The organism is Azospira restricta, from assembly GCF_016858125.1.
GTDB classification, from domain to species: Bacteria; Pseudomonadota; Gammaproteobacteria; order Burkholderiales; family Rhodocyclaceae; genus Proximibacter; species Proximibacter restrictus.
In genome coordinates, this window is record NZ_CP064781.1 from 2,275,405 (window position 1) to 2,299,805 (window position 24,401).

Below are 24,401 nucleotides of genomic sequence, written 5' to 3' on the forward strand. Positions count from 1 at the left end.
GCGACTTGCGCGACCTCTACCAGGAAATGGTCGTCGACCACAGCCGCCGGCCGCGCAACTTCGGCCGGCCGGCTGCCGCCAACCATCACGCCGAGGGCTACAACCCGCTGTGCGGCGACCGCGTCACCGTCTACCTGACGGTGGCCGACGGCGTGATTGCCGAGGTCGGCTTCGAAGGCAGCGGCTGCGCGATCTCCACCGCCTCGGCCTCGCTGATGACCGAGGCGCTGAAAGGCAAGACGCCGGCCGAGGCCGAGGCGCTGTTCGCCGATTTCCACGCGCTGGTCAGCGGCACCGCGCCGGCCGGCGCGGCGCTCGGCAAGCTCGCAGTGCTGGCCGGCGTGCAGGCGTTCCCGGCGCGCGTCAAATGCGCGACGCTGGCCTGGCACACGCTGCGCGCGGCGCTGCACGACGAGGCGGCGCCGGTGACGACGGAGGAATGAGACGATGCCGCTCCTCGACTGGCTGAAGCACCCCGAACCCGGCAACGCGGCGGCAGCGCTCGAAGCCGCCGTGATCGCCGCGTTGCGCACCGTCTTCGACCCGGAAATCCCGGTCAACATCTACGACCTCGGCCTCGTCTACGCGCTCGAGGTCGAGGCCGGCGGTCAGGTGCGCATCCGCATGACGCTGACCGCTCCCGCCTGCCCGGTGGCGCGCACCTTCCCGGCCAAGGTCGCCGAAGCCGTGCGCCAGGTCGAGGGGGTCAGTGACGTCGCCGTCGACCTGGTCTGGGAGCCGCGCTGGACGCGCGCGATGATGAGCGAGGCGGCGCGCCTGCAACTGGGGCTGCTGTGAAATGAGCGACTGGACCGACGTCGCCGCCGCCGCCGACTTTCCGCCCGGCACCTGCCGCACCGCGATCGCCGACGGCGTCGCCATCGCCGTCTTCAACGTCGACGGCCGCTACTACGCGATCGAGGACTGCTGCAGCCACGAGCAGCAGGCGCTGTCCGCAGGCCGCGTCGACGGGCTCGAAGTCGTCTGCCCGCGCCACCTCGCGCGCTTCTCGCTGGTCGACGGCAAGGCGCTGGCGCCGCCGGCCTACGAGCCGGTGGCGGTGTTCCCGGTGCGCATCGAGGGAGGGGTGGTGCAGGTGCGGGACGAGCGCTTCGATTAGGCGGCTCGACGAACCGCGCGACGCGGTCGAGCGCGCCGGGCTGCCCGCGGATCGCGCCGAGCAGCTCCTGGCATGCCGACCGCGCCGGCACGCGGCCGTCCTGCGCCGAATAGTCGCGCTCGAACTTGCCCTCCGGCACCTTGCCGGCGATCGGCGACGGCTCCTTGCCGCGGTCGCAGGCGCCTATTTCGCCTGGATGCGGTGCAGGTAGTCGATCAGCGCCAGGATGCGGGCGCGGACGTACATTTCCATGTTGTAGGGCATGTCGTAGTAATACTGGTCGGCGGCCACCTGCTCGCGGGCATATTCCCTGCCCCAGATCGGCATGTCGCGGTCGCCGTGGCCCTTCACCACCTCGCGCCCGTCGATGACGGCATACACGCGCTCGAACGGAAAGACGCCACTGTTCTTTTTCGACAGCGTGGTCAGGTCGCTCGGGGCGCGCTTCAGCAGGTCAGTCGCGCCGCCGTCGCCCTTGCCGGATGGCCCGTGGCAGACCGCGCACTTGTTCATGTACTCGCGCTTGCCGATGTCGTACTTGTCCTTTTCCGCCGCCGCTGCCGGACCGGCGAGGATGGCTGCTGCCGCGGCCAGAAAAACGAACCCCTTGCTCGAAAGCCTCATGTCATTACCTCCCGTGTGTGGTACCCCTCGCTTCCCGCTTTCACCATAGGTGCGGCATGGGCGGGGCGCAAGGCGACTTCAGGCCTGGCTGAGCGGAAAGTGGGGCTTCCGTGCTGCGTCTGCCCGCGACGCGGTGCTCGACTGGGATGACGATGTTCTGCCTGCGCGCTTCCCGTGGCGTCTCAGCGCGACGCCGAGGCAGCCACCTTTGCCGCCAGCGCGAGCAGTACGACGCCGACGGCGCGATCGAACCACTGCAGGCGGCCGCGTAGCCAGTCGAGCACGCGGCGCGACGAGAACAGCAGCGCGACGAGGCCGAACCAGAGGAAGGATTCGCCGACCAGCAGCGACCACAGCAGCGCGGTGTCGGCGGCGCCGAGGTCGGGGCCGAGGGCCTGCGAGAGGATCGAGCCGAAGTAGAGCATCGCCTTCGGGTTGAGCAGGTTGGTCAGGAAACCGGTGACGAAGGCGCGGCCGCCCTGCGCCTGTGCCGGTGCGTCGGGCAGCTGCCCGCGCGAGCGCAGGCACTGGAGGCCGAGCCAGGCGAGGTAGAGCGCGCCGGCGACCGACAGCAGCCGCGACAGCCCGGGCAGCGCGGCGAGCACCAGCGACAGGCCGAGGGCGCAGACCAGCACGTAGACGCCGATCGCCGCGGCGACGCCGGCCGCCGCCCAGAGGCCGCCGCCGCGGCCGGAAACGATGGCCAGCCGGGTGACGACGGCGAAGTCCGGGCCCGGCGAGATCAGCGCGACGGCGTGGATGGCGAGGACGAGGGTCAGGGCTTCCCAGGACATGGTTTTCCTTCGGTCAGGATGGTTAGCCCGCGAGCGGCCCTGCGGCCGCACAGGCGAGGGGCGCGGACGTTGCCGCTACTTCCGCTTCGGCGCCTGGTACGGCACTACCTTGTCCACCGTGATCCGATAGCCGGCCTTGCCCCATGGCGTGTCGGCGCGCTCGAGCGCGAGCGTGCCGGAGAGCCAGACCGGGTCCATCGTTTGCATCTTGCCGAGCGGCTTGGCCGACACCGCGTGGATGATCTGGTTGGCGGGCGGCGGCGGCGAGTGGATGCAGGCGCCGAAGTAGGGCACCAGCAGGAATTCGGTGACCTGCTCGCCCTTCCGCTCGAGCGGGATGACGAAGCCGGGCAGGCGCACCTTCTTCCCGGCCAGCGCCGGCTCGGTCGGCGCGTTGTCCCACAGCGCCTTCATCTTCTCCATCGCTTCCAGCGCGCGCGGGTCGGAGTCCTTCAGGTTGTTGAAGTCGAGCGCCTGCAGGTCCTTGGCCGGGTTCCAGCCTTTCGGCACCAGTTCTTCCCACTTGATTTCGGGGTAGGCGTCGGCGGCCTGCAGCGGCAGCGCGACGAGCAGCGAGAGGATGAGGAGCAGAGTTCGCATCGGAGGTCCTTGGGTTCAGGTGCGCGGCGTCAGGCCGTCGGCGAGCGACATGCGCCACGCGCGCCAGCCGGGGATCAGGCTGGCGAAGAGGCCAGTGGCTATGATCGCGCCGAGCAGCCGGAGTTCGTCGGCGCCGGGCAGGCGCTGTCCGAGCACGATGCCGAATTCCTGCAGCAGCCAGGGCGCGGCGACGGCGCTGCCGGCGGCGAGCAGCGCGACGCCGGCGAGCGCGCCGGCGGCGGTCACCAGCAGGCCCTCGGCGAGCAGCATCGCGAAGATCGCGCCGGGGCCGGCGCCGAGCGCGCGCAGCACGGCCAGCTCGCGGCGGCGTTCGGCGAGGCCGGCGAGCATCGTCGCCGCGAGCCCGGCCAGCCCGACCGCGACGACCAGCGCCGAGACCGCGAACAGCGTGCGCTCGACCAGGCCCAGCGTGCGCCACAGTTCGTCGAGGGCGACGCCGGGCAGCACCGCCATCAGCGGCTCGTCGCGCAGCTCGTTCACGAAGCGCTGCATGCGGAAGGCGTCGGCGCGGCGCTTCAGGCCGATCAGCGCGGCGTTGATCTCCTTCGGCGCCAGGTCGAATTTCGCAAGCGCCTCGGCCGGCAGCGACAGCCCCGGCACCGGCGCGCCGCCGACCCAGTCGACGTGCAGCGCGGCGATCGACTCGAGACTGACGTGCACGCTGCGGTCGACCGGCGTCCCGGTCGGCGCCAGGATGCCGACCACGGCGAACGGGCGGTCGTCGTGCCCCGGTCCTTCGATCGGGCCGCTGCCGTGCGCGAGCGCGATGCGGTCGCTGACTCGGTGGCCGAGGCGGGCGGCGACCTCGCTGCCGAGCACGGCCTCGAACAGCCCGGCGAAGGGCCGGCCGGCGGCCAGGCGCAGCGGCTGCCGGTCGCCGTAGCGGAAGCGCGCGAAATAGTCGGGCGTCGTGCCGAGCACGGCGAAGCCGCGGTAGGAGTCGCCGAGCGCCAGCGGCAGCGCCCAGTCGACCGCCGGGTGCGCGGCGAGCTGGCGGTAGCTGTCCCAGCGCATGCCGGTGGCCGCCTCGCCGGAGCGGAAGACCGCGTGCAGCATCAGCTGCACGGCGCCGCCGCGCGGGCCGACCACCAGGTCGACGCCGGACACCGACTGCGTGAAGCTCTGCCGCGCGTCGTGGCGGATGCGCTCGACGGCGAGCAGCAGGGCGGTGGCCAGCGCGATCGACAGCAGCGTCAGCGCCAGCGTGCCGCGGCGGGCGAGCGCACCCTTCAGCGCCAGGCGGAGCACGGCGATCATGCCGCCGCCCCCGGCGCGCGCGCGGCGCGGTTGATCGCGTCGAGCTCGACGCTGCGGTCGAAGTGCGCCGCCAGCCGCCGGTCGTGGCTGACGAAGACGAGCGCGGCGCCGGTCGCCGCGGCCTCGGCCAGCAGCAGGTCGACGAACAGCTGCTGGCGCTCGGCGTCGAGCGCCGAGGTCGGCTCGTCGGCGACCAGAATCTCCGGCCGGCCGATCAGCGCGCGGGCGGCGGCGACGCGCTGCTGCTGGCCGATCGACAGCGTGCCGGCGGGTTTCTGCCAGTGCGCCGGGTCGAGGTCGAGCTCGGCCAAGAGGCGCGCGGCCTCGTCGCGCGGCGGCCGTTCGCTGCCGGCGCGCGCCTTGCGGCGGGCGGAGAAGGTGGTCGGCAGCAGCACGTTGTCGAGCGCCGACAGCCACGGCAGCAGGTTGAACTGCTGGAAGATGAAGCCGATGTGCTCGGCGCGCAGCCGGTCGCGGCGGCGGCCGGAGAGGCGGGCGAGGTCTTCGCCGAGGATCGCGACGCGCCCGCGCTCGGGTACCGCGACGCCGCCGAGCAGCCCGAGCAGCGTGCTCTTGCCGCTGCCGCTCGGCCCGTGCAGGAAGACGCGCTCGCCGGCGGCGACGCGGAATTCCGGCAGGTCGAGGCAGGGCGCCGGCTGCCGCGGCCAGCGGAAGACGAGGTCGACGACCTCGATCGCGGGCGGGGGAGCGGTGTCGCGCATGGCGCTCGGCTCGCGGGCGCGGGGCTTTCCTACCAGCTCAGCGCCGGCGCCTTCGGCGTCAGCCGGCCGCTGCCCTGGCCGGCGGGGCCGATGCGCCGCGCCTCGATCCGGTAGAGCCGGCGGAAGTGCTTGAAGAGGGTCGTCTCGACCCCCTTCAGCGCGGCCGGTGCGGCGCAGCGGAAGACGTAGGTGGCGGCGATGTCGGCGTGCTCGCCGGCGGCGGTGGCGCTGCCGACGAAGGGCACGCCGACCTCGGCGCGGGCCAACGTGCAGCCGGCGGCCGCGGTCGGCGCGAACGGTACCGGGTCCTGCAGCCGCTTCGCCGCATCCGCCAGCGCCGCCTGCTCGGCCGGCGTCTTCGGCGCGCGTTCGAAGCCGACGGCGGCGTCGAGCGGCAGTTCCAGGCTGAGCGTCAGTTCCTGGCCGTCGATGGCGACGTCGAGCGTGCCGACGCCGTGCGCGTGGCCCTTCGCGGCTTGCGCGGTGCCGGCGGCGGCGAGCAGCGCGGCGGCGAGCAGCAGGTGCTTCATGGGACCCCCTTCAGTGCGTGTGTGACGAGCCGAGCACGACGACGGCGATGCCGGCGGCGAGCAGGATGCCGTGCCAGCCGATCGCGCTGTGTTCGCGCTTCAGCCGCGGCATCAGGTCGGCGATGGCGATGTAGAGGAAGCTCGAGGCGGCGACGGTGATGATCACCGGCACCCAGTCGCGCGCCTGGTCGAGCGCGAGGTAGCCGACGACGCCGCCGGCGACCGCGGTGAGGCTGGCAAGCCCGTTCCACAGCAGCGCGCGCGCGCGCTTCCAGCCGGCGGCGAGCAGGATCGCGAAGTCGCTCGCCTCCTGCGGCACCTCGTGCGCGATGATGGCGAAGGTGGTGCTCCAGCCGAGCACCGGGTCGGCGAGGAAGGCGGCGGCGATCAGCAGGCCGTCGGTGAAGTTGTGGAAACTGTCGCCGATCAGGATCACCAGCGTCTGCCCCTGTCCGCCGTGGTCGTGGTGGTGGCTGTGGCGGTGGTCGTCGCAGGCCTGGCCGTCGCCGTGCGCGTCGGCCTCGTCGGCGCCGGTGTGCGCATGGCGCCACAGCGCGACCTTCTCCAGCGCGAAGAAGGCGACGATGCCGCCGAGCAGCAGCGGGAACGCCTCGTGCGGCGTCAGCCCGCTCTCCAGCGCCTCCGGCAGCAGGTGCAGGAGCGCCATCGCCAGCAGCAGGCCGGTCGAGAAGCTGACCGACAGCGACAGCCAGCGCTTCTTCAGCCCGAACATCACCAGCGCCGCGGCGGCGACGCTGAGCGCGCCGCCGAGCAGGCAGGCGAGGACGATCTGGGTGAGCAGCGGCAGCGACATCGAGGGCAGGGAGCGGGCGGGCGCCGGGATTCGGGAAAGGCGCGATTGAAGCACAGCGGGGGGTTAAATGCAACGTTGTTGCATTTGATTCCGGGCCGGCGGCGCGCTCCGTTCCGGCGGTATGATTCGCCCGGGCGCGGGGGCGCGCCGTCGCCGTATTCACCGGATCGCTATGAAACGCCTGTGGCTATTGATCGCCGCGCTCTTCGTGCTGCTCGAGGGCGTCGGCGGCGCGCTGTTCTACCGCAACCACCGCGCCAAGGAAGACGCCTACCTGGCGCAGTACGGCCAGGTGGCGGCGACCGCCTACCGCTCCAGCCTGAACATGTACGCGCTGGCGACCGACACGCTGTACACCGAGGCGATCGCCCGCCCCGAGGTGCTGCGCGCGTTCGCCGCCGGCGGCGCGGCGAGCGGCGCCGCGCAGGCGCACTGGCGCGCCGAGCTGCTGCGGCTGTTGCAGCCGAGCTACGAGGCGATGAAGAAGCGCCAGATCCGCCAGCTGCACTTCCACCTGCCCGACGGCCGCAGCTTCCTGCGCTTCCACCTGCCCGAGCGCTTCGGCGACCCGCTCTTCGAGCAGCGGCCGTCGGTGCGCATCGCCAACCTCGAGCAGCGTGTGGTCGAAGGTTTCGAGACCGGCAAGGTGGTCACCGGCTTCCGCTACGTGCACCCGCTCAGCCTCGACGGCCGCCACCTCGGCACGGTCGAGACCAGCCTCTCCTTCGCCGCGATCCGCAGCGCGCTCGCCGCGCTGGCGCCGCAACGCGAGTTCGCGCTGGTGGTGCTGCGCAGTGCGGTCGCGCCGAAGCTGTTCGCCGGCCAGGAACGGCTGTACGGCGCGGCGGCGATCCATCCCGATTTCCTGGTCGAGGACCCGCAGCGGCAGCTGGCGGACAGCCCGCCGGCGCCGTCGGCGACGGCCCGGGCGATCGACGCGCAGCTGCGCAACGATGCGGCGGTGCAGGCGGCGATGAGCGCCGGCCAAGCGACGACGGTGAAGACCGCCGTCGACGGCGAGCCCTACGCGGTGTCGCTGCTGCCGATGCACGACGTCGAGCAGCGGCTGGCCGGCTATCTGGTCAGCTACACGCCGGCCGGCGAACTGACGGCGATGCAGCGCGAGCTCTTCCTGTCGCTGCTCGGGCTGACGCTGTTGCTGCTGCTCGCCGCCGGCCTCGTCGTCCGCCTCGAGGAATCCCGCGTCGCCGCGGAGGCGGCGAGCCTCGCCAAGAGCCGCTTCCTGGCGACGATGTCGCACGAGATCCGCACGCCGATGAACGGCATCCTGGGCATGGCGCAGCTGCTGCGGCAGCCGCAGCTGAACGACGCCGACCGCCTCGACTACGCGCGCACGCTGTTCAGTTCGGGGCGCACGCTGCTGGCGCTGCTCGACGACGTGCTCGACTTCTCCAAGATCGAGGCCGGCAAGCTCGAGCTGGAGAGCAGCGTCTTCGACCCCGCCCGGCTGCTGCGCGACACCGACGTCCTCTTCGCCGAGGCCGCCGCGCGCAAGGGCTTGCGCCTCTCCTCGCGCTGGCACGGGCCGCCCGGCCAGCACTACCGCGGCGATCCGATCCGTCTGCAGCAGATGCTGTCCAACCTGGCCAGCAACGCGATCAAGTTCACGCCTGCCGGCGCGGTCCGCATCGAGGCGCGCGAACGCCGCCGCGACGCGGCTGCGGCCGAGCTGGAATTCATCGTCGCCGATACCGGCATCGGCATTCCCTTCGACAAGCAGCGCCTGCTGTTCCACCCGTTCTCGCAGGTCGACAGCTCGACCACGCGCCGCTTCGGCGGCACCGGCCTCGGCCTGTCGATCGTGCGCAGCCTGGCGCAGCTGATGGGCGGCGACGTCGGCCTGGAGAGCGGACCCGGCAAGGGCTCGCGCTTCTCCTTCCACATCCGTGCCGCCCTCGCGCCGGCCGACGAGGCGCTGCCCGAGGCGCCGCCGGCGGTCGCCGTCGCCGACGCGGCGCAGCTGCCGCCGCCGGCGCTCAGCGGCTGCGTGCTGGTGGTCGAGGACAACGCCACCAACCGCAAGGTGATCGCGCTGATGCTCGGCCGCCTCGGGCTGCAGGTCGCGCTCGCCGAGGACGGACTGAAGGGCGTCGCCGCGGTCACCGAAGGCGAGCCGCCGGACCTGGTGCTGATGGACGTGCAGATGCCGGGGCTCGACGGCTACGCGGCGACCGAGCGCATCCGCCACTGGGAGCGGCAGGTCGGTGCCGCGGACGGTCGCCGCCTGCCGATCGTCGCGCTCACCGCCGACGCCTACGAGACCGACCGCCAGCGCGCGCTGGCGGTGGGCATGGACGACTTCATGGCGAAGCCGGTCGATCTCAACCTGCTCGCCGCGACGCTGGCGAAATGGCTGCCGGCGGCGCCCGTGCCGGCCGGTGGCGAAGGCGACGGCGGCCGGCCGGCGGCGCCGCCGCCGGTGCTCGACGCGGCGACGATGCTCGGCCAGCTGGCCGGCAACCGCGACATCGCCCGCGTGCTGATCGAATCGTCGCTGGTCGAGATGCCGGAGTACTTCGTCGCGCTGGCCGAGGCGGTGGCGACGGCGAAATGGAACGACGCCGAGCGCCTGACGCACACGATGAAGAGCCTCGCCGCGCAGGTCGGCGGCGCGCGCCTGAGCGGGCAGCTGCGCGATGCCGACGAGCGCCTGCGGCGCGGCGAGCGGCTGGCGGCGGCCGAGGTCGACCGCCTGCAGGCCGAATACGGCCGCCTCGCCGCGGCGCTGACGGACTGGCTGGCGGGCGCCTGAGCGATGCGGCCCATGGCTCAAGTCCCCTCGGGGGACGCCTGAGAAAGCGTGCCGCTCAGGGGCGCTTGCGGTATTTCGCGAAATCCGGCGGCCGCCGCTCCAGCCACGCGTTGCGGCCTTCCTGGCCCTCGGCGGTCTGGTAGAAGAGGCCGGTGGCGTTGCCGGCGAGCTCCTGGATGCCGGCCAGCCCGTCGGTGTCGGCATTGAAGCCGGCCTTGATCATGCGCAGCGCCATCGGCGACAGCTGCAGCATTTCGCGGCACCACTGCACGGTTTCCTCCTCGAGCCGCGCGAGCGGCACGACGGTGTTCACCAGGCCCATCGCCAGCGCCTGCTGCGCGTCGTACTGGCGGCACAGCAGCCAGATCTCCTTCGCCTTCTTCATGCCGATCGTGCGCGCCAGCAGGCCGGCGCCGAGGCCGGCGTCGAAGGAGCCGACGCGCGGGCCGGTCTGCCCGAAGCGCGCGTTGTCGGCGGCGATGCTGAGGTCGCAGACCAGGTGCAGCACGTGGCCGCCGCCGATCGCGTAGCCGGCGACCATCGCCACCACCGGCTTCGGCAGCCGGCGGATCTGCATCTGCAGGTCGAGCACGTTCAGGTGCGGCGTGCCGCCCTCGTCGATGTAGCCCTCGGCGCCGCGCACCGTCTGGTCGCCGCCGGAGCAGAAGGCGTCCGGCCCCTCGCCGGCGAGGATGATGGCGCCGATCTCGTTGTCATGGTGGGCGCGGTGGAAGGCGTCGATCAGTTCCTTCACCGTCTCCGGGCGGAAGGCGTTGCGCTTCTGCGGCCGGGCGATGGTGATCTTGGCGATGCCCTCGGCGAATTCGTAGCGGATGTCGCTGTAGGCGTGGCGGCTCTGCCAGTCGGCGGCGGTGCGGATCATGGGGCGGTCCTTCGTGGGGGTCGTGGCGGCGGCGAGTATACCGCGCCGCTTCCCCTATAATGGCGGCATAGACACAGAACAAGAGGAGGAGCGGGAATGCAGCGCAGCACGCTTTCCGGTCAGCGGCTGGTGGTCATCTTCATGGTCGGCTGCTTCCTCTTCAACTATCCGCTGCTGTCGCTGTTCGACCGCGCGCGCACGCTGTTCGACGCGCCGCTGGTCTTCGTCTACCTGTTCGCCGTGTGGGCGGCGCTGATCGCGCTGATGGCCTGGGTCGTCGAGCGGCGCGAGCGGCAGGACCGCGGAGGCAACTGAGCGATGCTGCAGAGCCCGGTGGTCATCGCCGTTTCGTTCTGCTACCTCGCGCTGCTCTTCGCCGTCGCCTACTGGGGCGACAAGCGCGCCGACCAGGGCCGCTCGGTGATCGCCAACCCGACCATCTACGCGCTGTCGATGGCCGTCTACTGCACCACCTGGACCTACTACGGCAGCGTCGGCCGGGCGGCGGTGTCCGGCGTCGGCTTCCTGCCGATCTACCTCGGCCCGACGCTGGTGATGGCGCTCGGCGGCTTCCTGATCCTGAAGATGATCCGCACGGCGAAGGCCAACCGCATCACCTCGATCGCCGACTTCATCGCCTCGCGCTACGGCAAGAGCCCGCTGCTCGGCGGCCTGGTGACGATCATCGCGGTGATCGGCATCGTCCCCTACATCGCGCTGCAGCTGAAGGCGGTGTCCGGCAGCTACGACCTGATCGTCGGCTACCCGGCGCTGGTCGCGCCGAAGGAGAGCAGCCAGCCGGTGCTCGCCGACACCACCTTCTACATCGCGCTGATCCTCGCCGCCTTCACCATCCTCTTCGGCACCCGCCACCTCGACGCCACCGAGCGGCACGAAGGCATGGTCGCGGCGATCGCGCTGGAGTCGGTGGTCAAGCTGGTGGCCTTCGGCGCGGTCGGCCTGTTCGTCACCTACGGCCTCTACAACGGCTTCGGCGACGTGTTCACCCGCGCGCTCGCCGACGCCAAGCTGGCCAGCCTGACGGCGGTGACCGGCGGCAGCCGCAACTACGCCACCTGGTTCTCGCTGACCTTCCTCGCCGGGCTGGCGATCCTCTTCCTGCCGCGCCAGTTCCAGGTGACGGTGGTCGAGAACGTCTCCGAGGCGCACCTGAAGCGCGCGATCTGGCTGTTCCCGCTGTACCTGCTGCTGATCAACGTCTTCGTGCTGCCGATCGCGCTCGGCGGGCTGATGCAGTTCGCCGGCCAGGGCATCGACGCCGACACCTTCGTGCTGACGCTGCCGATGTCGGCGCAGCAGGAGCTGCTGGCGCTGTTCGTCTTCGTCGGCGGCCTGTCGGCGGCGACCGGGATGGTCATCGTCGAGACCATCGCGCTGTCGACGATGGTCTGCAACGACCTGGTGATGCCGCTGCTGCTGCGCACCCGGGCGCTCGCGCTGCACACCGAGCGCGACCTCTCCGGGCTGCTGCTGGCGATCCGCCGCGGCGCCATCGTCGTCATCCTGCTCCTCGGCTACCTCTACTTCCGGCTGGCCGGCGACGCCTACGCGCTGGTCGGCATCGGCCTGATCAGCTTCTCGGCGGTGGCGCAGTTCGCGCCGGCGATGATCGGCGGCATGTACTGGCGCGGCGGCACCCGCGACGGCGCGCTCGCCGGCCTCTCCGCCGGCTTCGCGGTGTGGGCCTACACGCTGCTGCTGCCGTCCTTCGCCAAGTCCGGCTGGCTGCCGGCGAGCTTCCTCAGCGAAGGGCCGTTCGGCATCGAGATGCTGATGCCGCAGCACCTGTTCGGGCTGACCGGCCTCGACGAGATCTCGCACTGCCTGTTCTGGAGCTTCGGCGCCAACATCACCACCTACATCGTCGTCTCGCTGCTGCGCTCGCCGACCGCGGCCGAGGCCAGCCAGGCGACGCAGTTCGTCGATGCGCTGAAGACCACGCGCCCGGTCGGCTCCGCGCTGTGGCGCGGCAGCGCCGACCCGGCCGAGCTGATCGCGCTGGTCGGCCGCTTCCTCGGCCCGCAGCGCGCCGAGGCCGCCTTCGCCGCCTACGCGTACCGCCGCGGCGTCGCCTCGGTCGCGCAGCTCGAGGCCGACGCCGACCTCGTGCACCATGCCGAATCGCTGCTCACCGGCGCCATCGGCAGCGCCTCGGCGCGCGCGATGGTGGCCTCGGTGGCGAAGGAGGAGCCGCTGTCGCTGACCGAGGTGATGAACATCCTCGACGAGGCTTCCCAATTGCGCACCTACAGCCGCGAGCTTGAGCGCAAGTCGCGCGAGCTGGAGGCGGCGACCAGCGAGCTGAAGGCGGTCAACGAGCGCCTGCTCGAGCTCGACCGGCTGAAGGACGACTTCATGGCCTCGGTCAGCCACGAGCTGCGCACGCCGTTGACCTCGATCCGCGCCTTCTCCGAGATCCTGCGCGACGACCCGCGCACCGAGCTCGCCGAGCGCGAGCGCTTCCTCGGCATCATCGTCAGCGAGACCGAGCGGCTGACCCGGCTGGTGAACCAGATCCTCGACATGGCCAAGATCGAATCGGGCAACGTCGACTGGCGGGTCGAGACGGTCGACCTGCGCGAGGTGGTCGAGCAGTCGGCGGCGGCCACCGGCCAGCTCTTCCACGACAAGGGTGTGCGCCTGATCCTCGACCTGCCGCCGGCGGTGCCGCCGATCCTGGCCGACCGCGACCGGCTGATGCAGGTGGTGATCAACCTGCTGTCGAACGCGGTCAAGTTCGCGCCGGCCGAAGCCGGTCGCGTCGCGGTGAGTCTGGCGCCGGTGGCGGAGGGCCTGCGCGTGGCGGTCGCCGACAACGGCCCGGGCATCCGCCGCGAAGACCAGGAAGTGATCTTCGAGCGTTTCCGCCAGGGTGGCGATACGCTCACCGGCAAGCCGACCGGAACCGGCCTGGGCTTGCCTATCAGCCGGAAAATCGTCGAATATTTCGGCGGGAGGCTGTGGGTGGAGAGCGAGCCGGGGCGCGGCGCCGTCTTCGTGTTCGTCCTGCCGCTGGAGAATTCTCGGAACGGAAGCAAACAATGAGCAAGAAAATCCTGATCGCCGACGACGAGCAGAACATCGTCATCTCCGTCGAGTTCCTGATGAAGCGCGAGGGCTATGCCGTGTCCGTCGCGGCCGACGGCGACGAGGCGCTGGCGAAGATCCGTGCCGACAAGCCCGACCTCGTGCTGCTCGACGTGATGATGCCGAAGAAGAACGGCTTCGAGGTCTGCCAGGAAGTGCGCGGCGATCCGGCGCTGGCCGAGGTGCGCATCCTGATGCTGACCGCGCGCGGGCGCGACACCGAGGTCGCCAAGGGCCTCGCGCTCGGTGCCGACGGCTACATGACCAAGCCGTTCTCGACGCGCGAGCTGGTCGAGAAGGTCCGCGAACTGCTCGGCTGAGCATCCCCCGATGAGGCTCGGCCCCCCGCACAAGCTGGCGCTGGCGACGGCGCTCGCTGCGCTGGCGGCGGCCGGGCTGATCTACGCCACCGTCGCCGTGCTGCGCTCGGCGGCCGCCGCCGGCAACGAGGACGCCAGCGGCGCGCTGGTGATCGTCTGGCTGCTCGCCAGCGGCGCGCTGTTCGCCGCGCTGCGGCCGCTCGCCGACCTGCTGCTGCGCGCGCCGCGGCAGCTCGCCGAGGAAACCCGGATCGTCGTCGCCGACAGCGGCGCCCGCGTCAAGCCCGCCGGCAGTGGCGAACTGCGCGCGCTGGCCGACGCCATCAACGAGCTCGCCGCGCGCCGGCAGGCGCTGGAGCAGGACGTCGCCGCCGAGATCGCGCGCGCGCAGGCCAGCGTCGAGGCCGACCGCAACCGCCTCGCGGTGCTGATGGCCGAGCTGCAGCAGAGCGTCGTCGTCTGCAACCTCGACGGCCGCATCCTGCTCTACAATCAGCGCGCCCGCGAGGTGCTCTCCGCCGGCGCCGGCAGCGAGCTGGTCGGCCTCGGCCGCTCGCTTTACGCGGTGTTCGAGCGCAGCCTGATCGCGCACGCGCTGGAACAGGTCGCGCGCCGCCTCGCGGCCGGCGAGCCGGCCGCCGCCGAGTTCGTCACCGCCACCCGCGCCGGCCGCCTGCTGCGCGTGCACCTGGCACCGGTCGCCGGCCAGGAGGAGGGGAGCGCCGCCGGCATGACCGGCTTCGTGCTGCTGCTCGACGACATCACCGCCTCGTTCGAGACCGAGGGCCGGCGCGACGCGCTGATCCAGTCGCTGACCGAGGGCAGCCGCGGCCCGCTCGGCAACATCCGCGCCGCCGCCGAGATGCTCTCCTCGTACCCGGACATGAACGCCGACGAGCGCAGCCGCTTCCTGTCGGTGATCCGCAGCGAGGTCGAGGGACTCTCCGGCCGCGTCGAACACTCGGCGCGCGAGTACGCGCGCGAGCTGACCGCGCGCTGGCCGCTCGAGGAGATGCGCGGCGCCGACCTGATCGCCGTCGCCGTGCCGCGCGTCGCCGGGCGCAGCGGCCTGCCGGTGAAGACCGAGGAGGTCGACGAGTCGGTGTGGATGAAGGTCGACAGCTTCTCCTTCCTGCAGGTGCTGTGCTACCTCACCGCCCGCCTGCGCGACGAATACGGCGTGAACGAGGTGCGCCTCGCGCTCTCCTCCGACGGCGACCACGCCTGCCTCGACCTCGCCTGGCTGGGCACCGCGATGAGCACCGAGACGGTGATGAACTGGGAGCTCGACCCGATGCGCAGCGCCGGCGAGGAGACGCCGCTCTCGGTGCGCGAGGTGATGGACCGCTGCAACGGCGAGATGTGGTTCCAGAGGAAACGCGCCTCGCACCGTGCCGCCTTCCGCTTCCTGCTGCCGCTCGCGCAGGCGCGGCAGCAGGCGGGCGCGGTGCCCGGCGGCGCCCGCGGCAGCCGCCCGGAGTTCTACGACTTCGACCTGTTCCGCTGGTCGGAGAAGAGCCACGCGCTCGACGACCGCCCGCTCGGCGAGCTCACCTACACGGTGTTCGACACCGAGACCACCGGCCTCGAACCCTCCAAGGGCGACGAGATCATCCAGATCGGCGCCACCCGCATCGTCAACCGCCGCCTGCTGACGCACGAGGTCTTCGACCAGCTGGTCGACCCGCGCCGGCCGCTGCCCTCGGCATCGGTGCAGATCCACGGCATCACGCCCGAGATGCTGGTCGGCCAGCCCGACATCGGCAGCGTGCTGCCGGCCTTCCGCGAGTTCTGCGCCGACACCGTGCTGGTCGCGCACAACGCCGCCTTCGACATGCGCTTCCTGCAGCTCAAGGAAAACAGCACCGGCATCCGCTTCGACCTGCCGGTGCTCGACACGCTGCTGCTGTCGGCGCTCTTGCACCCGAACCAGGAATCGCACCGGCTGGAAGCGATCGCCGAACGCTTCGGCGTGCCGGTGATCGGCCGCCACACCGCGCTCGGCGACGCCTACGTCACCGGCGAAGTTTTCCTGAAGATGCTGCCGCTGCTCGCCGAGATGGGCATCCGCACGCTCGGCGAGGCGCGCGAGGCCGCGGAGAAGACCTACTATGCCCGGATCAGCTACTGACGCGGTACGCCCGTTCTCGCCCTACACGCCGGTGCGCGCCATCCTGCGCAAGCCGGTGCCGGTGCTGGCGCCCGACGCCGACGTGCGCTCCGCACTCGAATACCTGGACCGCAACGCGGTCGACTCGCTCGCCGTCGTCGACCCGAAGAGCGGCGCCCCGCTCGGCATCCTGACGCTGCGCGACGTCGTCCATCGCATCGCGCTCAACGGCGGCGACCTCGACCAGCCGGTGGCGACGGTGATGACCGGCGGCGTCGTCACGCTGCCGGCCGAGGCCACCGTGCACCAGGCGAGCGTGCTGATGATCCGCCGCAACCTGCGCCACCTCGTGCTCATCGAGGGCGACGGCCGCTACGCCGGCATCCTCGCCCAGGCCGACCTCTACGCGCGGCCGAGCGCACGCAGCGGCGAGCTGGTCGCGGCGATCGCCGCCGCCGGCTGCGTCTCCTCGCTCGCCGCGGTCGCCGCCGAGGTGCGCGCCTTCTCCGCGCAGCTGCTCGCCGAAGGCCTCGCCGCCGACGCGCTGTGCCAGCAGATCTCCGCGCTCAACGACCTGATCGGGCTGCAGGCGATCGACCTCGTCGCCGAGCGCCACGAGCTGCCCTACGTGCCGTGGTGCTGGCTGGTCTTCGGCTCGGAGGGGCGGCTCGAGCAGACGCTCGCCACCGACCAGGACAACGGCCTCGTCTTCGCCGCCGACAGCAAGGAGGAGGCCGACGCGCTGCGCAAGGTCTTCCTGCCGTTCGCCCGCGACGTGAACGACGCGCTCGACGCCTGCGGCTTCCCGCTGTGCAAGGGCAGCATCATGGCCGGCAACCCCGAGCTGTGCCTGTCGCTCGCCGAATGGAAGGAAAAGTTCTACCAGTGGCTGCACGTCGCCGAGCCGCAGGCGGTGCTCAACGCGACGATCTTCTTCGACCTGCGCCCGCTGTTCGGCGACGAGCACCTCGCCGCCGAGCTGCAGTCCTGGCTGCTGGCGCGCACGCCGGACTGCCACGCCTTCCTGCGCGCTATGGCCGAGGGCGCGCTCAACTGGCAGTCGCCGCTCGGCTGGCTGAACGGCTTCCGCTACGACGACAACAAGGACTTCCCGCACACCATCGACCTCAAGCTGCACGGCGTGCGCCCCTTCGTCGACGGCGCGCGCATCTGGTCGCTGGCCAAGGGCGTCGCCGCCACCAACACCGGCGAGCGGCTGCGCACCGTCGGCCCGCTGCTGCACCAGCGCCCCGAGGAAACCGCCGCCTTCCTCGGCGCCCTCGACCAGGTGCAGCGCATGCGCTTCGCCAACCAGCTGCGCGCCGACTCGCACGCCGGCGCCAACCGCGTCGACCCCGACCGCCTGAACGAACTCGACCGGCAGATCCTCAAGGAAGCCTTCCGCCAGGTGAAGCGGCTGCAGCAGCAGCTGGAGATCGAGTTCCTGCGGACGGCCTGAGGAGGAAACATGGACCTTCGACCGATTGGCACCGACGAAGACTACAAGGCGACGCTGCGCGAAGTGTCCGCCTTCTTCGACAACGAGCCGATGCCGGGAACGCTGGAGGGGGAACGTTTCGAGCTGTTGCTGGCTCTCGTCGAAGCCTACGAGGCGAAGCATTTTCCGGTCGAGCCGCCTCCGTCATTCCGGGCTTGACCCGGAATCCAGTTCGCTACCCGGTATTTCTTCCGACCCGCCCCACCCTCGCCGAAGCTCAAATCCGCGCCAGCACCGGCTGCCCGTGCGCACGCTCGGCCAGCCAGCCCAGTCCGAGCGCCGGCAGCGCCGCGCGCAGGCGTTCCGGCTGCGCGGTCGCATGCAGATCCAGCCGTCCGCTGCCGTCGCCGGCGCTGCCGGCTAGCCGCAGGCACTGGCGCGCCACCGCCTCGGCCACGTCGACCAGCTCGGCGCGCCCCGCCACCAGCGGCGAGAGGATAGGTGCGAGGAAGCTGTAGTGCGTGCAGCCGAGCACGATGCGGTCGGCGCCGGCGGCGAGCAGCGGCTCGACGCGCGCGGCGACCTCGGCGGCGAACCCGGGATCGTCCGGATGCAGCGTCTCCACCCGCGTCGCCCAGCCCGGGCAGGGCTCGACCTGCACCGCGACGCCCTGCGCGTGCGCCGCGATCAGCCGCGCCAGCCGCTCGCTGTTGGCCGTCGACTCGGTCGCCAGCACCGCGATGCGGCGCGAGCGCGAACTCGCCGCCGCCGGCTTGACGCCGGGCTCGACGCCGACGATCGGCAACTGCGGATGCTTCTCGCGCAGGGCCTCCACCGCCGCCGCCGTCGCCGTGTTGCAGGCGACCACCAGCATGCGGCAGCCCTGTGCCACCAGATGCTCGCCGATCGCCTCGACGCGCCCGCGGATGAAACCGTCCGGCTTGTTGCCGTAGGGCACGTGCGCGGTATCGGCTAGGTAGACGAGGTCGGCGCGCGGCAAGGCGCGGGCGATGGCTGCGAGGACGGAGAGGCCGCCGAGGCCGGAGTCGAAGATGCCGATCATGGGTTGGGTGGGGGCTGGTTGAGCTGGCCTCTTTAGCTTGTTGGGTAACCAATGCATCAAGAAAAATATTTTTCTCTTTTTATTTCATTTTGTTAGCGCTTATGTGGTGCGCAATCAGGCTAAAAAAAGCCGCAATTTTCAAGGTTACCCAATCGCGCGTTGTAGGCTGTGACTCATAGATTTATTTCTTAGGAGAAAGCGATGAATATTCCAAGCTTGACACAAGACGCCACTGTTGAACGAATGCTCACAGAAATACGGCAGCGGGTAACGCGAATCGAGTCGCGGATTTGCCGTATAGGCGCTCATTTAGATATCGAATTACGATCACCGAAGGATGTTTTGCGTGTCAACGTAGAAGCCCACAACAGGGTAGAGCTAACTACGGCCGTAATGGACATATCTCTCTCGGAACTTGTCGGTTGGCTGCAAAAAAGACAGGCAGTTTGCAGACAGGCTGACGTCTACTTTCAGGATCGACTTGTAGCAACGATTTATCCAGATTCGAAAACGAGCAATTGACATGGTTATCAAACTTACGAGAGATGAACGCCAGTTTCTGTGCCGGTACGACATCCCATTGGAGGGTGTGCTTGATGCAAGAGGGCAGTGTCGACAGGAGTACCAACTGGTGATGAAGGAAAATGGAGCGAGGGTGGCCATTACGGATTCTCGTTGTGCCGCTGAAGGACATCGGATGCGGAGTCGCCATGGCAAGTGCATACAATGCGATCCATCAAGTATCGCATTCTCAAAACGGTACCGTGATACAGGGTACGTCTACCTTGCGTTGTCGCTGAGTCCGAAAATTTTGATAAAAATCGGTAGCTCTAAAAAAAAGAATCTGGATCTGCGAGCGGAAGAACTCAATTCGCATAAATGCGGAGGTCGAACGAACTGGAAAATTGTCAACGCCGTACTCTGCTTAGAGGCTGGGCGTGTCGAAAATGAGATTCAGGCAGCCTTAAAGGACTATCAAGTTGTACTGGATTACGGATCAAAGTCTGGTGCTTCTAGGGAACTTTTTAAGTGCCACCTCTTGGTCGCGGTTGATGTGTTCGATGAAATTACAGGGGTAAATAAAGCTAAGTAAAAAAGGGCTGGGCTTATTCTTCTCCAACGGCGTTGCATCAGGGCTCATAAGGAGTCAGCTCAGCTCAGACCCCTTTTCTCACCACAGAGGTCGGCTAAGTTTCTCGGTGAACGAAGTGAACATGATGTTGAAGCTTAGGCTGATTCTCTTTTCTTCACTGGTGTTGCTGTCGACGGAGTGTTCCAGATAGGAAGGGAACAGCAGGAGGGTCCCGTTGGTCACTCTGACAACGACCTGGTCAGTATTCTCGGCCGTGAGCTCCACCACGGGCGGCCTGATGACGCTTGCCTGATGCCTCGGGTCATGAAAGTTTATTGCATCGGCACCCTGCTGAGTACGGACGTAGTAGACGCCGCTCAAGAAGTTGTTGGGGTGGCTGTGAGCCCTGTGCATAGCACCCTTGGCGAGAACAGTGGCCCAGCAGCCAGTAATTTCGAAGGCGTCATCGGCGATGCGCAAGAACTGCAGGACGCTCTTCGTCGCGTTACGGATGCATGAAACGAGTTCCTGGAGCTCCTTGCGTTCATGCAGCGTTTGGTCTGACTGCCACCCTTGGCCGAGCCCAATTTCGGGCAAATCCCGCCTCGCTTCTTCAAGCATCGCGAGAATCCTTGCGTCTATCGCATCGTGGATTTCCGCCTTGAGCTGAAGTTTCCAGACCAAGGTGGGAAACATCGGAATAACGTCCGATGCTTCAACCCACGGATTGCCTTTCTTGACCATCGGCGACCTCCGGCAAATCGTTTGCTCCAGGCGTTCAACGTGGAAGTGGAGGGAAAAAAGGGGTCAGACCCCTTTTGTTTACTTTTGTTTAGTGGTCCTGCGGCAACTGGCGAAGCGCTGTAGCAAGCAGGGGACAATGATGCTCTAGGTTGCTACAGCATTGCGGAATATCTCTTGCATGCTAAGCAGGTCGCGCGAGAGAGCAGCCGATTCATCGACACGACTATGAAGTTCATCGAGGCCAACGAGCTCGCCTGCCTTGAAAGGGTCATTGGGCGTTATGTTCAGGATGCCTTGGACGTGGCGACTACCGTCGGCGTGCCCCGTGATGATGATCGGACTGTGAGCCACGATGTTCCTGAAGCCAACATGCTTGGCTGCAATTTCGAAGACTGCCATTGCTCGGGAATGCCGCTCCTTTGGTTCGCGAGGGAACCTGCGGCGCAGGTAGCCGAGTCTAGAAGGCAGATCTCCGCTCATAACCGGCGAGTTATCCGACCGATCAACAATGGAGATCAGTAAGCGCGTGGCGGCTTCAACGCCACCCATGTTGATGATGTACTTCCCGACCATGAGAACCCATTTATCGTCAGTCGCATTGAAGAGCGGTTCAATCGTTGGTTGCAAGATGTTCGTATCCGGTAGCTCGTTGCCAGACATGGATATTCCTTTTGAATATTGGATATAGCGCGATGGCCGTCAATCGCCGTCCTCGGCGCGGTGGCACACCGCCTCGACGCGGTTGCCGCAGGGGTCGAGCAGGAAGGCGCCGTAGTAGTGCGCATGGTAGTGCGGGCGCAGCCCCGGCCCGCCGTCGTCGCGGCCGCCGTGGGCGAGGCCGGCGGCATGGAAGGCGCGCACCTGGGCGCGCGTCGTCGCCTTGAAGCACCAGTGGCGTTTCGCGTCGAGGTTGGCGCCGGCCGACTGATAGACGGCGAGGCAGGAATGGAAGTCCTCGACGGCGTTGCAGCGCACGCCGTAGCCGAGCGCGTCGGCGCGGTCGTAGACCTTGGCGACGCCGAGCGCCGCCATCACCGCGTCGTAGAACGGGCGGGCGGCGTCGAGGTCGGGGACGGAGATCGAGACGTGGTCGAGTACGAGCATCGCGTCATCCTAGGCGGGGGCGGCGACCGCGGTCAGGTTCATCGTCATCAGGGCGCCGGCCTTCGGCAGGTCGGCGACGCAGATCACCGTGCGCGCCGGCAGGTGCTCGCCGAATTCCTCCGCGTAGCCGCGGTTCATCTCGGCGAAATCCTCGACGCGCTTCAGGAAGACATTGACATGCATCACGTCGCGCAGTTCCGCGCCGACTTCGGCGAGCAGCAGGCGGAAATTGCGGACGATCTGGCGCGCCTGGCGGTAGGCGTCGGCGCCGGCCAGCTGCCCGCTGGCGGGATCGACGCCGGGCGTTCCCGAAATCATGATCAAGGACCCGGCGCGGGTCAGGTGGCTGTAGGCGCCGATCGGCGCGAACATGCCGGCGGGGGTGACGGTGTCGACGGGCGTCTTCATGTCAGTCCCCGCGGCCGGCTGCCTCGGCGCTCGCGTCGGTGCCGCCGTCCGTCGTCGGCCAGCGGTCGTGGCGCTCGCGCCGCTCCTGGCGGTAGTTGGTCACTTCCAGGCGGATGCCGTCCGGGTCGCTGAAGAAGGTCGCCCAGTAGTCGGGAGCGTACTCGGGGCGATGCTCCGCCGGTGAGGCGGCGATGCCGAGGGCGCGCAGGCGCGCGGCGGTCGCCGCCACGTCGTCGGCCGAGTCGACGCGCAGGCAGAAGTGGTGTAGGCCGGGCGCGTAGGCGTCGTGCGCCGTGGCGTGGCGCGCCGGCCGCAGGACGTAGCCGAAGTGGCGGTTGAAGTAGTGGACGTGCGGCTCGCTGCCGAGGGCGAAGCGCTTCTTGCGAAAGCCGAGGGTATCGACGAGAACCCGGTCGTAGAACGACTCCGAGCGGTCGAGGTCGGCGACGGCGATGTAGATGTGGTCGATGCCGATGACGTCGGGCATGGCGGAACCTCGCGTGCGGTCGATGAAGGTGGGCGGCCGCGTCGCGGCTATGCGGGCTGCGGGCCGTCGTAGCCTTCGATGATGACCAGGTCGATGGTCGACACGTCCTTCCGCAGCGTGATCGCGTGCTGGTATTCGGGCGAGTGCCAGCAGTCGAGCGCCGCTTGGTACGACGGGAACTCGATCACCACGTTGCGCGCGCGGCTCGTGCCCTCGGGGGTTTCGGAGCGCCCGGAGCGCACCAGGAAGCGGGCGCCGTACTTGCTGAACGCGGCGGCGTTGGCGGCGATGTAGTCCTTGTACTTCTCCATGTCGGTGATGTCGACGCGGGCGATCCAGTAGCCTTTGGTCATTGTGTTCTCCTTGGTCTTGCAGTCGTTGGGGAAAGGGGGGGGGCGCTCAGGGCACGGCCAGCCGGCGCCGTCCTTGCGGCGTGTCGATGTGCGCGACGACGGCGGGCGTCGCCGCCGCCGATACGGTCGCCGCATCGGCGAGGCCGAGCGAACGCAGCAGCCGGCTGACACGCTCGGGCTCGGGGTGAAGGAGCTCCAGCCCGGCCAGCGCGAGGCCGTGATCGGGCAGGCCGGCCGCCGGGTGCGCGTCGGTGTGCCATTCGATCAGTGCCGGCGCGACGCCGCCGAGCGGCAGCGCGCCGTCGGCGGGAATCGTGATCAGCCAGTCGAGCGTGCCGCGGCGCATCGGCTCGATCGCGCCGAGCGGCTCGGACGACGCGGCGGCGGCCGCATGGATGTCGGCGGTGCGCGCCACCCAGGTGGCCAGCGTCGGGCGCGACTGCGGCGTCAGCGTGTCGAGCGCGAACCAGCGCGGCCGGTCCGGCGCCGGCGCCGCCGGGTTGGCGGCGATGACTTCGAGGAAGCGGGCGTCGCCGAGCCGCAGCAGCAGGTTGTGCGTGCCCATGCGCGGATGTTCGCCGCCGGCCTGCGGCGCGACGCCGAGCGCGGCGCGCACGAACTCGGCGCCGGCGGCGAGCGACGGCGCGGTGACGGTGAGGTGGTCGATCAGGCAGTGCGGCAAGCGGCGTTCTCCACAGGGCGTAGGCCGGCCGGCGTGGCCGGGGTGGCGAAAGCTTAGCGCGGATCGGCCGGTTGCATGCGCAACAGAAGGGGCTGCCAGCGGGGATAACAGTTTTCCGCGTGCGGCACCCACCGGCCGGGCAGCATCTCGACCGGCGCGCAGTCGTCGCTGCCGGGCGTCGTTATCGGGGAGCTGCGCCGTCGCCGTTCGCGCTGGCGAGGTGGTTGTTCTTCACCCGCACGTAGTGCTCGGCCGAATAGCGGAGATAGGCGATCTCGTCGGCGGTCAGCGGCCGCAGCTTCGCCGCCGGCCGGCCGACGTAGAGGAAGCCGCTTTCCAGCACCTTGCCCGGCGCCACCAGACTGCCGGCGCCGAGCATCACGCGGGGCTCGATCACGGCGTCGTCCATGACGATCGAGCCCATGCCGATCAGGCATTCGTCGCCGATCGTGCAGCCGTGCAGGATCACCGCGTGGCCGACGGTGACGTGGCTGCCGATCAGCAGCGGCGAGCCGTCCGGCTTCGCCGTGTTCCGGTGCGAGACGTGGCCCATCGTCAGGTCCTGGATGTTGCTGCAGTCGCCGACGACGATGCGGTTGACGTCGCCGCGCAGGACGGCGTTGCACCACAGCGAGCTGTCGCGGCCGAGCGTGACGTCGCCGATCACCTGGGCGGAGTCATGAACATAGGTTCCCTCGGCGAGAACCGGGAAGGTGTCGAGATACGGGGAAAGCGGCATGGCGGCAAGGGTCGGGGCAGGTTGGGGGAGTGCGGCCGATGGTTTTATGGGCGGCCGGCCGCGCGCCGGCAGGCGAATGATAACCCCGTCGCCTCAGTCCCGGCCGGCGCGCTTGCGGCTGACGGCGAGCGCCGGCGGGTGCGCCAGCGTCTGGTACACGACGCAGTAGCGCTCGGTCAGGCGCAGCAGCGTGGCGAGCTGCTCCTCGCTGGCGTCGGTGTCGAGCGTGAAGTTGAGGCGGATGTTCCGGAAACCGACCGGCGCCTCCTTGGCGACGCCGAGCGTGCCGCGAAAGTCGAGGTCGCCCTCGGCCTGCAGCGTGGCGTCGCGCAGTTCGATGCCGAGCGCGGTGGCCACCGCGTTCAACGTGACGCCGGCGCAGGCGACCAGCGCTTCGAGCAGCATGTCGCCGGAGCACGCGGCCTGCCCGCTGCCGCCGGTGGCCGGATGCAGGCCGGCCTCGACCAGCGCCTTGCCGGTCTCGATGCGGCAGCTGACGCCGTCGCCGAGGCGGCCCTGCGCGCGCAGCGTGACCAGCGCGGCTTCCGGGGTGTCGCGGTAGCGTTCCTTGAGCGGCGCCTGCAGCGCGCGGAGGGTTTCGGGGTTCATCGGCGGGATTCCTTTCGGTTGATTTG

Annotated in this window: 29 protein-coding genes; 11 read left to right on the plus strand and 18 right to left on the minus strand. The window is 69.5% G+C overall.

The annotated features are described in order from the left end of the window. The first annotated feature begins 26 nt into the window (after window positions 1–26). From sufU to IWH25_RS11195, 3 genes are read left to right on the plus strand one after another with little or no spacing between them, the layout of a single operon-like run. The gene (gene sufU, locus IWH25_RS11185; RefSeq protein ID WP_338022741.1) at window positions 27–443 is read left to right on the plus strand and encodes a Fe-S cluster assembly sulfur transfer protein SufU; all 417 of its coding nucleotides are present in this window, start codon (window positions 27–29) and stop codon (window positions 441–443) included. Window positions 444–447: 4 nt separating this feature from the next. Further along, window positions 448–798: an SUF system Fe-S cluster assembly protein gene (locus IWH25_RS11190; protein WP_203385888.1), complete on the plus strand. Its 351-nt coding sequence runs from the start codon at window positions 448–450 to the stop codon at window positions 796–798. A gap of 1 nt (window position 799) precedes the next feature. Next, window positions 800–1,120: a non-heme iron oxygenase ferredoxin subunit gene (locus IWH25_RS11195; protein ID WP_203385889.1), complete on the plus strand. Its 321-nt coding sequence runs from the start codon at window positions 800–802 to the stop codon at window positions 1,118–1,120. A 183-nt stretch (window positions 1,121–1,303) separates the two neighbouring features. On the opposite strand, the gene IWH25_RS11200 is transcribed toward IWH25_RS11195, so the two are convergent. The 7 genes from IWH25_RS11200 to IWH25_RS11230 form a co-directional block, all read right to left on the minus strand. Beyond that, the gene (locus IWH25_RS11200; RefSeq protein ID WP_203385890.1) at window positions 1,304–1,744 is read right to left on the minus strand and encodes a c-type cytochrome; all 441 of its coding nucleotides are present in this window, start codon (window positions 1,742–1,744) and stop codon (window positions 1,304–1,306) included. 182 nt (window positions 1,745–1,926) lie between these two features. Next, the gene (locus IWH25_RS11205; RefSeq protein ID WP_203385891.1) at window positions 1,927–2,538 is read right to left on the minus strand and encodes a LysE family transporter; all 612 of its coding nucleotides are present in this window, start codon (window positions 2,536–2,538) and stop codon (window positions 1,927–1,929) included. A gap of 75 nt (window positions 2,539–2,613) precedes the next feature. After that, a complete protein-coding gene (locus IWH25_RS11210; protein ID WP_203385892.1) occupies window positions 2,614–3,138 on the minus strand; it encodes a DUF3299 domain-containing protein in 525 nt (174 codons plus the stop codon). A 15-nt stretch (window positions 3,139–3,153) separates the two neighbouring features. Then, window positions 3,154–4,416, minus strand: coding sequence for an ABC transporter permease (locus IWH25_RS11215; protein ID WP_203385893.1), 1,263 nt, complete (start codon window positions 4,414–4,416; stop codon window positions 3,154–3,156). Then, entirely contained in the window at window positions 4,413–5,138 is a 726-nt protein-coding gene (locus tag IWH25_RS11220) for an ABC transporter ATP-binding protein (RefSeq protein WP_203385894.1), read from the minus strand. Before IWH25_RS11220 ends, IWH25_RS11215 begins: the two co-directional genes overlap by 4 nt. A gap of 29 nt (window positions 5,139–5,167) precedes the next feature. Then, window positions 5,168–5,668 (minus strand): DUF2796 domain-containing protein, encoded by a 501-nt coding sequence (locus IWH25_RS11225; RefSeq protein WP_203385895.1) that lies wholly within the window; start codon window positions 5,666–5,668, stop codon window positions 5,168–5,170. Window positions 5,669–5,678: 10 nt separating this feature from the next. Then, window positions 5,679–6,482, minus strand: a complete 804-nt coding sequence (locus IWH25_RS11230) for a ZIP family metal transporter (RefSeq protein WP_203385896.1) — start codon at window positions 6,480–6,482, stop codon at window positions 5,679–5,681. Between the two features lie 172 nt (window positions 6,483–6,654). Between IWH25_RS11230 and IWH25_RS11235 the strand changes: the two genes are divergently transcribed. Next, on the plus strand, window positions 6,655–9,255 hold the full coding sequence (locus IWH25_RS11235; RefSeq protein ID WP_203385897.1) for a hybrid sensor histidine kinase/response regulator: 2,601 nt from the start codon (window positions 6,655–6,657) through the stop codon (window positions 9,253–9,255). Between the two features lie 55 nt (window positions 9,256–9,310). On the opposite strand, the gene menB is transcribed toward IWH25_RS11235, so the two are convergent. Then, entirely contained in the window at window positions 9,311–10,138 is an 828-nt protein-coding gene (gene menB / locus IWH25_RS11240; RefSeq protein ID WP_203385898.1) for a 1,4-dihydroxy-2-naphthoyl-CoA synthase, read from the minus strand. Between the two features lie 96 nt (window positions 10,139–10,234). On the opposite strand from menB, the gene IWH25_RS11245 reads away from it, so the two are divergent. Genes IWH25_RS11245 through IWH25_RS11270 form a run of 6 tightly spaced genes read left to right on the plus strand, consistent with a single transcriptional unit; the run spans window position 10,235 to window position 17,333 of the window. Further along, on the plus strand, window positions 10,235–10,453 hold the full coding sequence (locus tag IWH25_RS11245; RefSeq protein WP_203385899.1) for a hypothetical protein: 219 nt from the start codon (window positions 10,235–10,237) through the stop codon (window positions 10,451–10,453). Window positions 10,454–10,456: 3 nt separating this feature from the next. After that, on the plus strand, window positions 10,457–13,204 hold the full coding sequence (locus IWH25_RS11250; RefSeq protein ID WP_203385900.1) for a sensor histidine kinase: 2,748 nt from the start codon (window positions 10,457–10,459) through the stop codon (window positions 13,202–13,204). Continuing rightward, window positions 13,201–13,566: a response regulator transcription factor gene (locus IWH25_RS11255; protein ID WP_203385901.1), complete on the plus strand. Its 366-nt coding sequence runs from the start codon at window positions 13,201–13,203 to the stop codon at window positions 13,564–13,566. The genes IWH25_RS11250 and IWH25_RS11255 overlap by 4 nt, the downstream gene beginning before the upstream one ends. Window positions 13,567–13,576: 10 nt before the next feature. Further along, window positions 13,577–15,697 (plus strand): 3'-5' exonuclease, encoded by a 2,121-nt coding sequence (locus tag IWH25_RS11260; RefSeq protein ID WP_203385902.1) that lies wholly within the window; start codon window positions 13,577–13,579, stop codon window positions 15,695–15,697. Next, window positions 15,678–17,135 carry a DUF294 nucleotidyltransferase-like domain-containing protein gene (locus IWH25_RS11265; protein WP_203385903.1) on the plus strand — a complete coding sequence of 486 codons (1,458 nt, stop codon included), beginning with the start codon at window positions 15,678–15,680 and terminating at the stop codon, window positions 17,133–17,135. The genes IWH25_RS11260 and IWH25_RS11265 overlap by 20 nt, the downstream gene beginning before the upstream one ends. Window positions 17,136–17,144: 9 nt before the next feature. Continuing rightward, a complete protein-coding gene (locus tag IWH25_RS11270) occupies window positions 17,145–17,333 on the plus strand; it encodes a hypothetical protein (RefSeq protein ID WP_203385904.1) in 189 nt (62 codons plus the stop codon). 58 nt (window positions 17,334–17,391) lie between these two features. Here IWH25_RS11270 and murI read toward each other — a convergent pair whose 3' ends face one another. Further along, window positions 17,392–18,177 carry a glutamate racemase gene (murI, locus tag IWH25_RS11275; RefSeq protein ID WP_203385905.1) on the minus strand — a complete coding sequence of 262 codons (786 nt, stop codon included), beginning with the start codon at window positions 18,175–18,177 and terminating at the stop codon, window positions 17,392–17,394. A 523-nt stretch (window positions 18,178–18,700) separates the two neighbouring features. On the opposite strand from murI, the gene IWH25_RS11280 reads away from it, so the two are divergent. Then, entirely contained in the window at window positions 18,701–19,270 is a 570-nt protein-coding gene (locus IWH25_RS11280) for a GIY-YIG nuclease family protein (RefSeq protein ID WP_203385906.1), read from the plus strand. Between the two features lie 78 nt (window positions 19,271–19,348). On the opposite strand, the gene IWH25_RS11285 is transcribed toward IWH25_RS11280, so the two are convergent. The 9 genes from IWH25_RS11285 to IWH25_RS19080 all read right to left on the minus strand — a co-directional run bounded on the left by IWH25_RS11285 (window position 19,349) and on the right by IWH25_RS19080 (window position 24,375). Continuing rightward, a complete protein-coding gene (locus IWH25_RS11285) occupies window positions 19,349–19,993 on the minus strand; it encodes a 2OG-Fe(II) oxygenase family protein (RefSeq protein ID WP_203385907.1) in 645 nt (214 codons plus the stop codon). A 144-nt stretch (window positions 19,994–20,137) separates the two neighbouring features. After that, window positions 20,138–20,653, minus strand: a complete 516-nt coding sequence (locus tag IWH25_RS11290) for a hypothetical protein (protein ID WP_203385908.1) — start codon at window positions 20,651–20,653, stop codon at window positions 20,138–20,140. 39 nt (window positions 20,654–20,692) lie between these two features. Beyond that, window positions 20,693–21,097, minus strand: coding sequence for a VOC family protein (locus tag IWH25_RS11295; protein WP_203385909.1), 405 nt, complete (start codon window positions 21,095–21,097; stop codon window positions 20,693–20,695). 9 nt (window positions 21,098–21,106) lie between these two features. Beyond that, the gene (locus IWH25_RS11300) at window positions 21,107–21,505 is read right to left on the minus strand and encodes a RidA family protein (RefSeq protein ID WP_203385910.1); all 399 of its coding nucleotides are present in this window, start codon (window positions 21,503–21,505) and stop codon (window positions 21,107–21,109) included. Window position 21,506: 1 nt separating this feature from the next. Beyond that, on the minus strand, window positions 21,507–21,992 hold the full coding sequence (locus IWH25_RS11305; protein ID WP_203385911.1) for a VOC family protein: 486 nt from the start codon (window positions 21,990–21,992) through the stop codon (window positions 21,507–21,509). A 47-nt stretch (window positions 21,993–22,039) separates the two neighbouring features. After that, on the minus strand, window positions 22,040–22,345 hold the full coding sequence (locus IWH25_RS11310; protein WP_203385912.1) for a DUF1330 domain-containing protein: 306 nt from the start codon (window positions 22,343–22,345) through the stop codon (window positions 22,040–22,042). A gap of 46 nt (window positions 22,346–22,391) precedes the next feature. Further along, window positions 22,392–23,027 carry a VOC family protein gene (locus IWH25_RS11315; protein ID WP_203385913.1) on the minus strand — a complete coding sequence of 212 codons (636 nt, stop codon included), beginning with the start codon at window positions 23,025–23,027 and terminating at the stop codon, window positions 22,392–22,394. Between the two features lie 181 nt (window positions 23,028–23,208). Next, window positions 23,209–23,766, minus strand: coding sequence for a gamma carbonic anhydrase family protein (locus IWH25_RS11320; RefSeq protein WP_203385914.1), 558 nt, complete (start codon window positions 23,764–23,766; stop codon window positions 23,209–23,211). A 93-nt stretch (window positions 23,767–23,859) separates the two neighbouring features. After that, window positions 23,860–24,375, minus strand: coding sequence for an OsmC family protein (locus tag IWH25_RS19080; protein WP_238998870.1), 516 nt, complete (start codon window positions 24,373–24,375; stop codon window positions 23,860–23,862). Window positions 24,376–24,401: the final 26 nt, after the last annotated feature.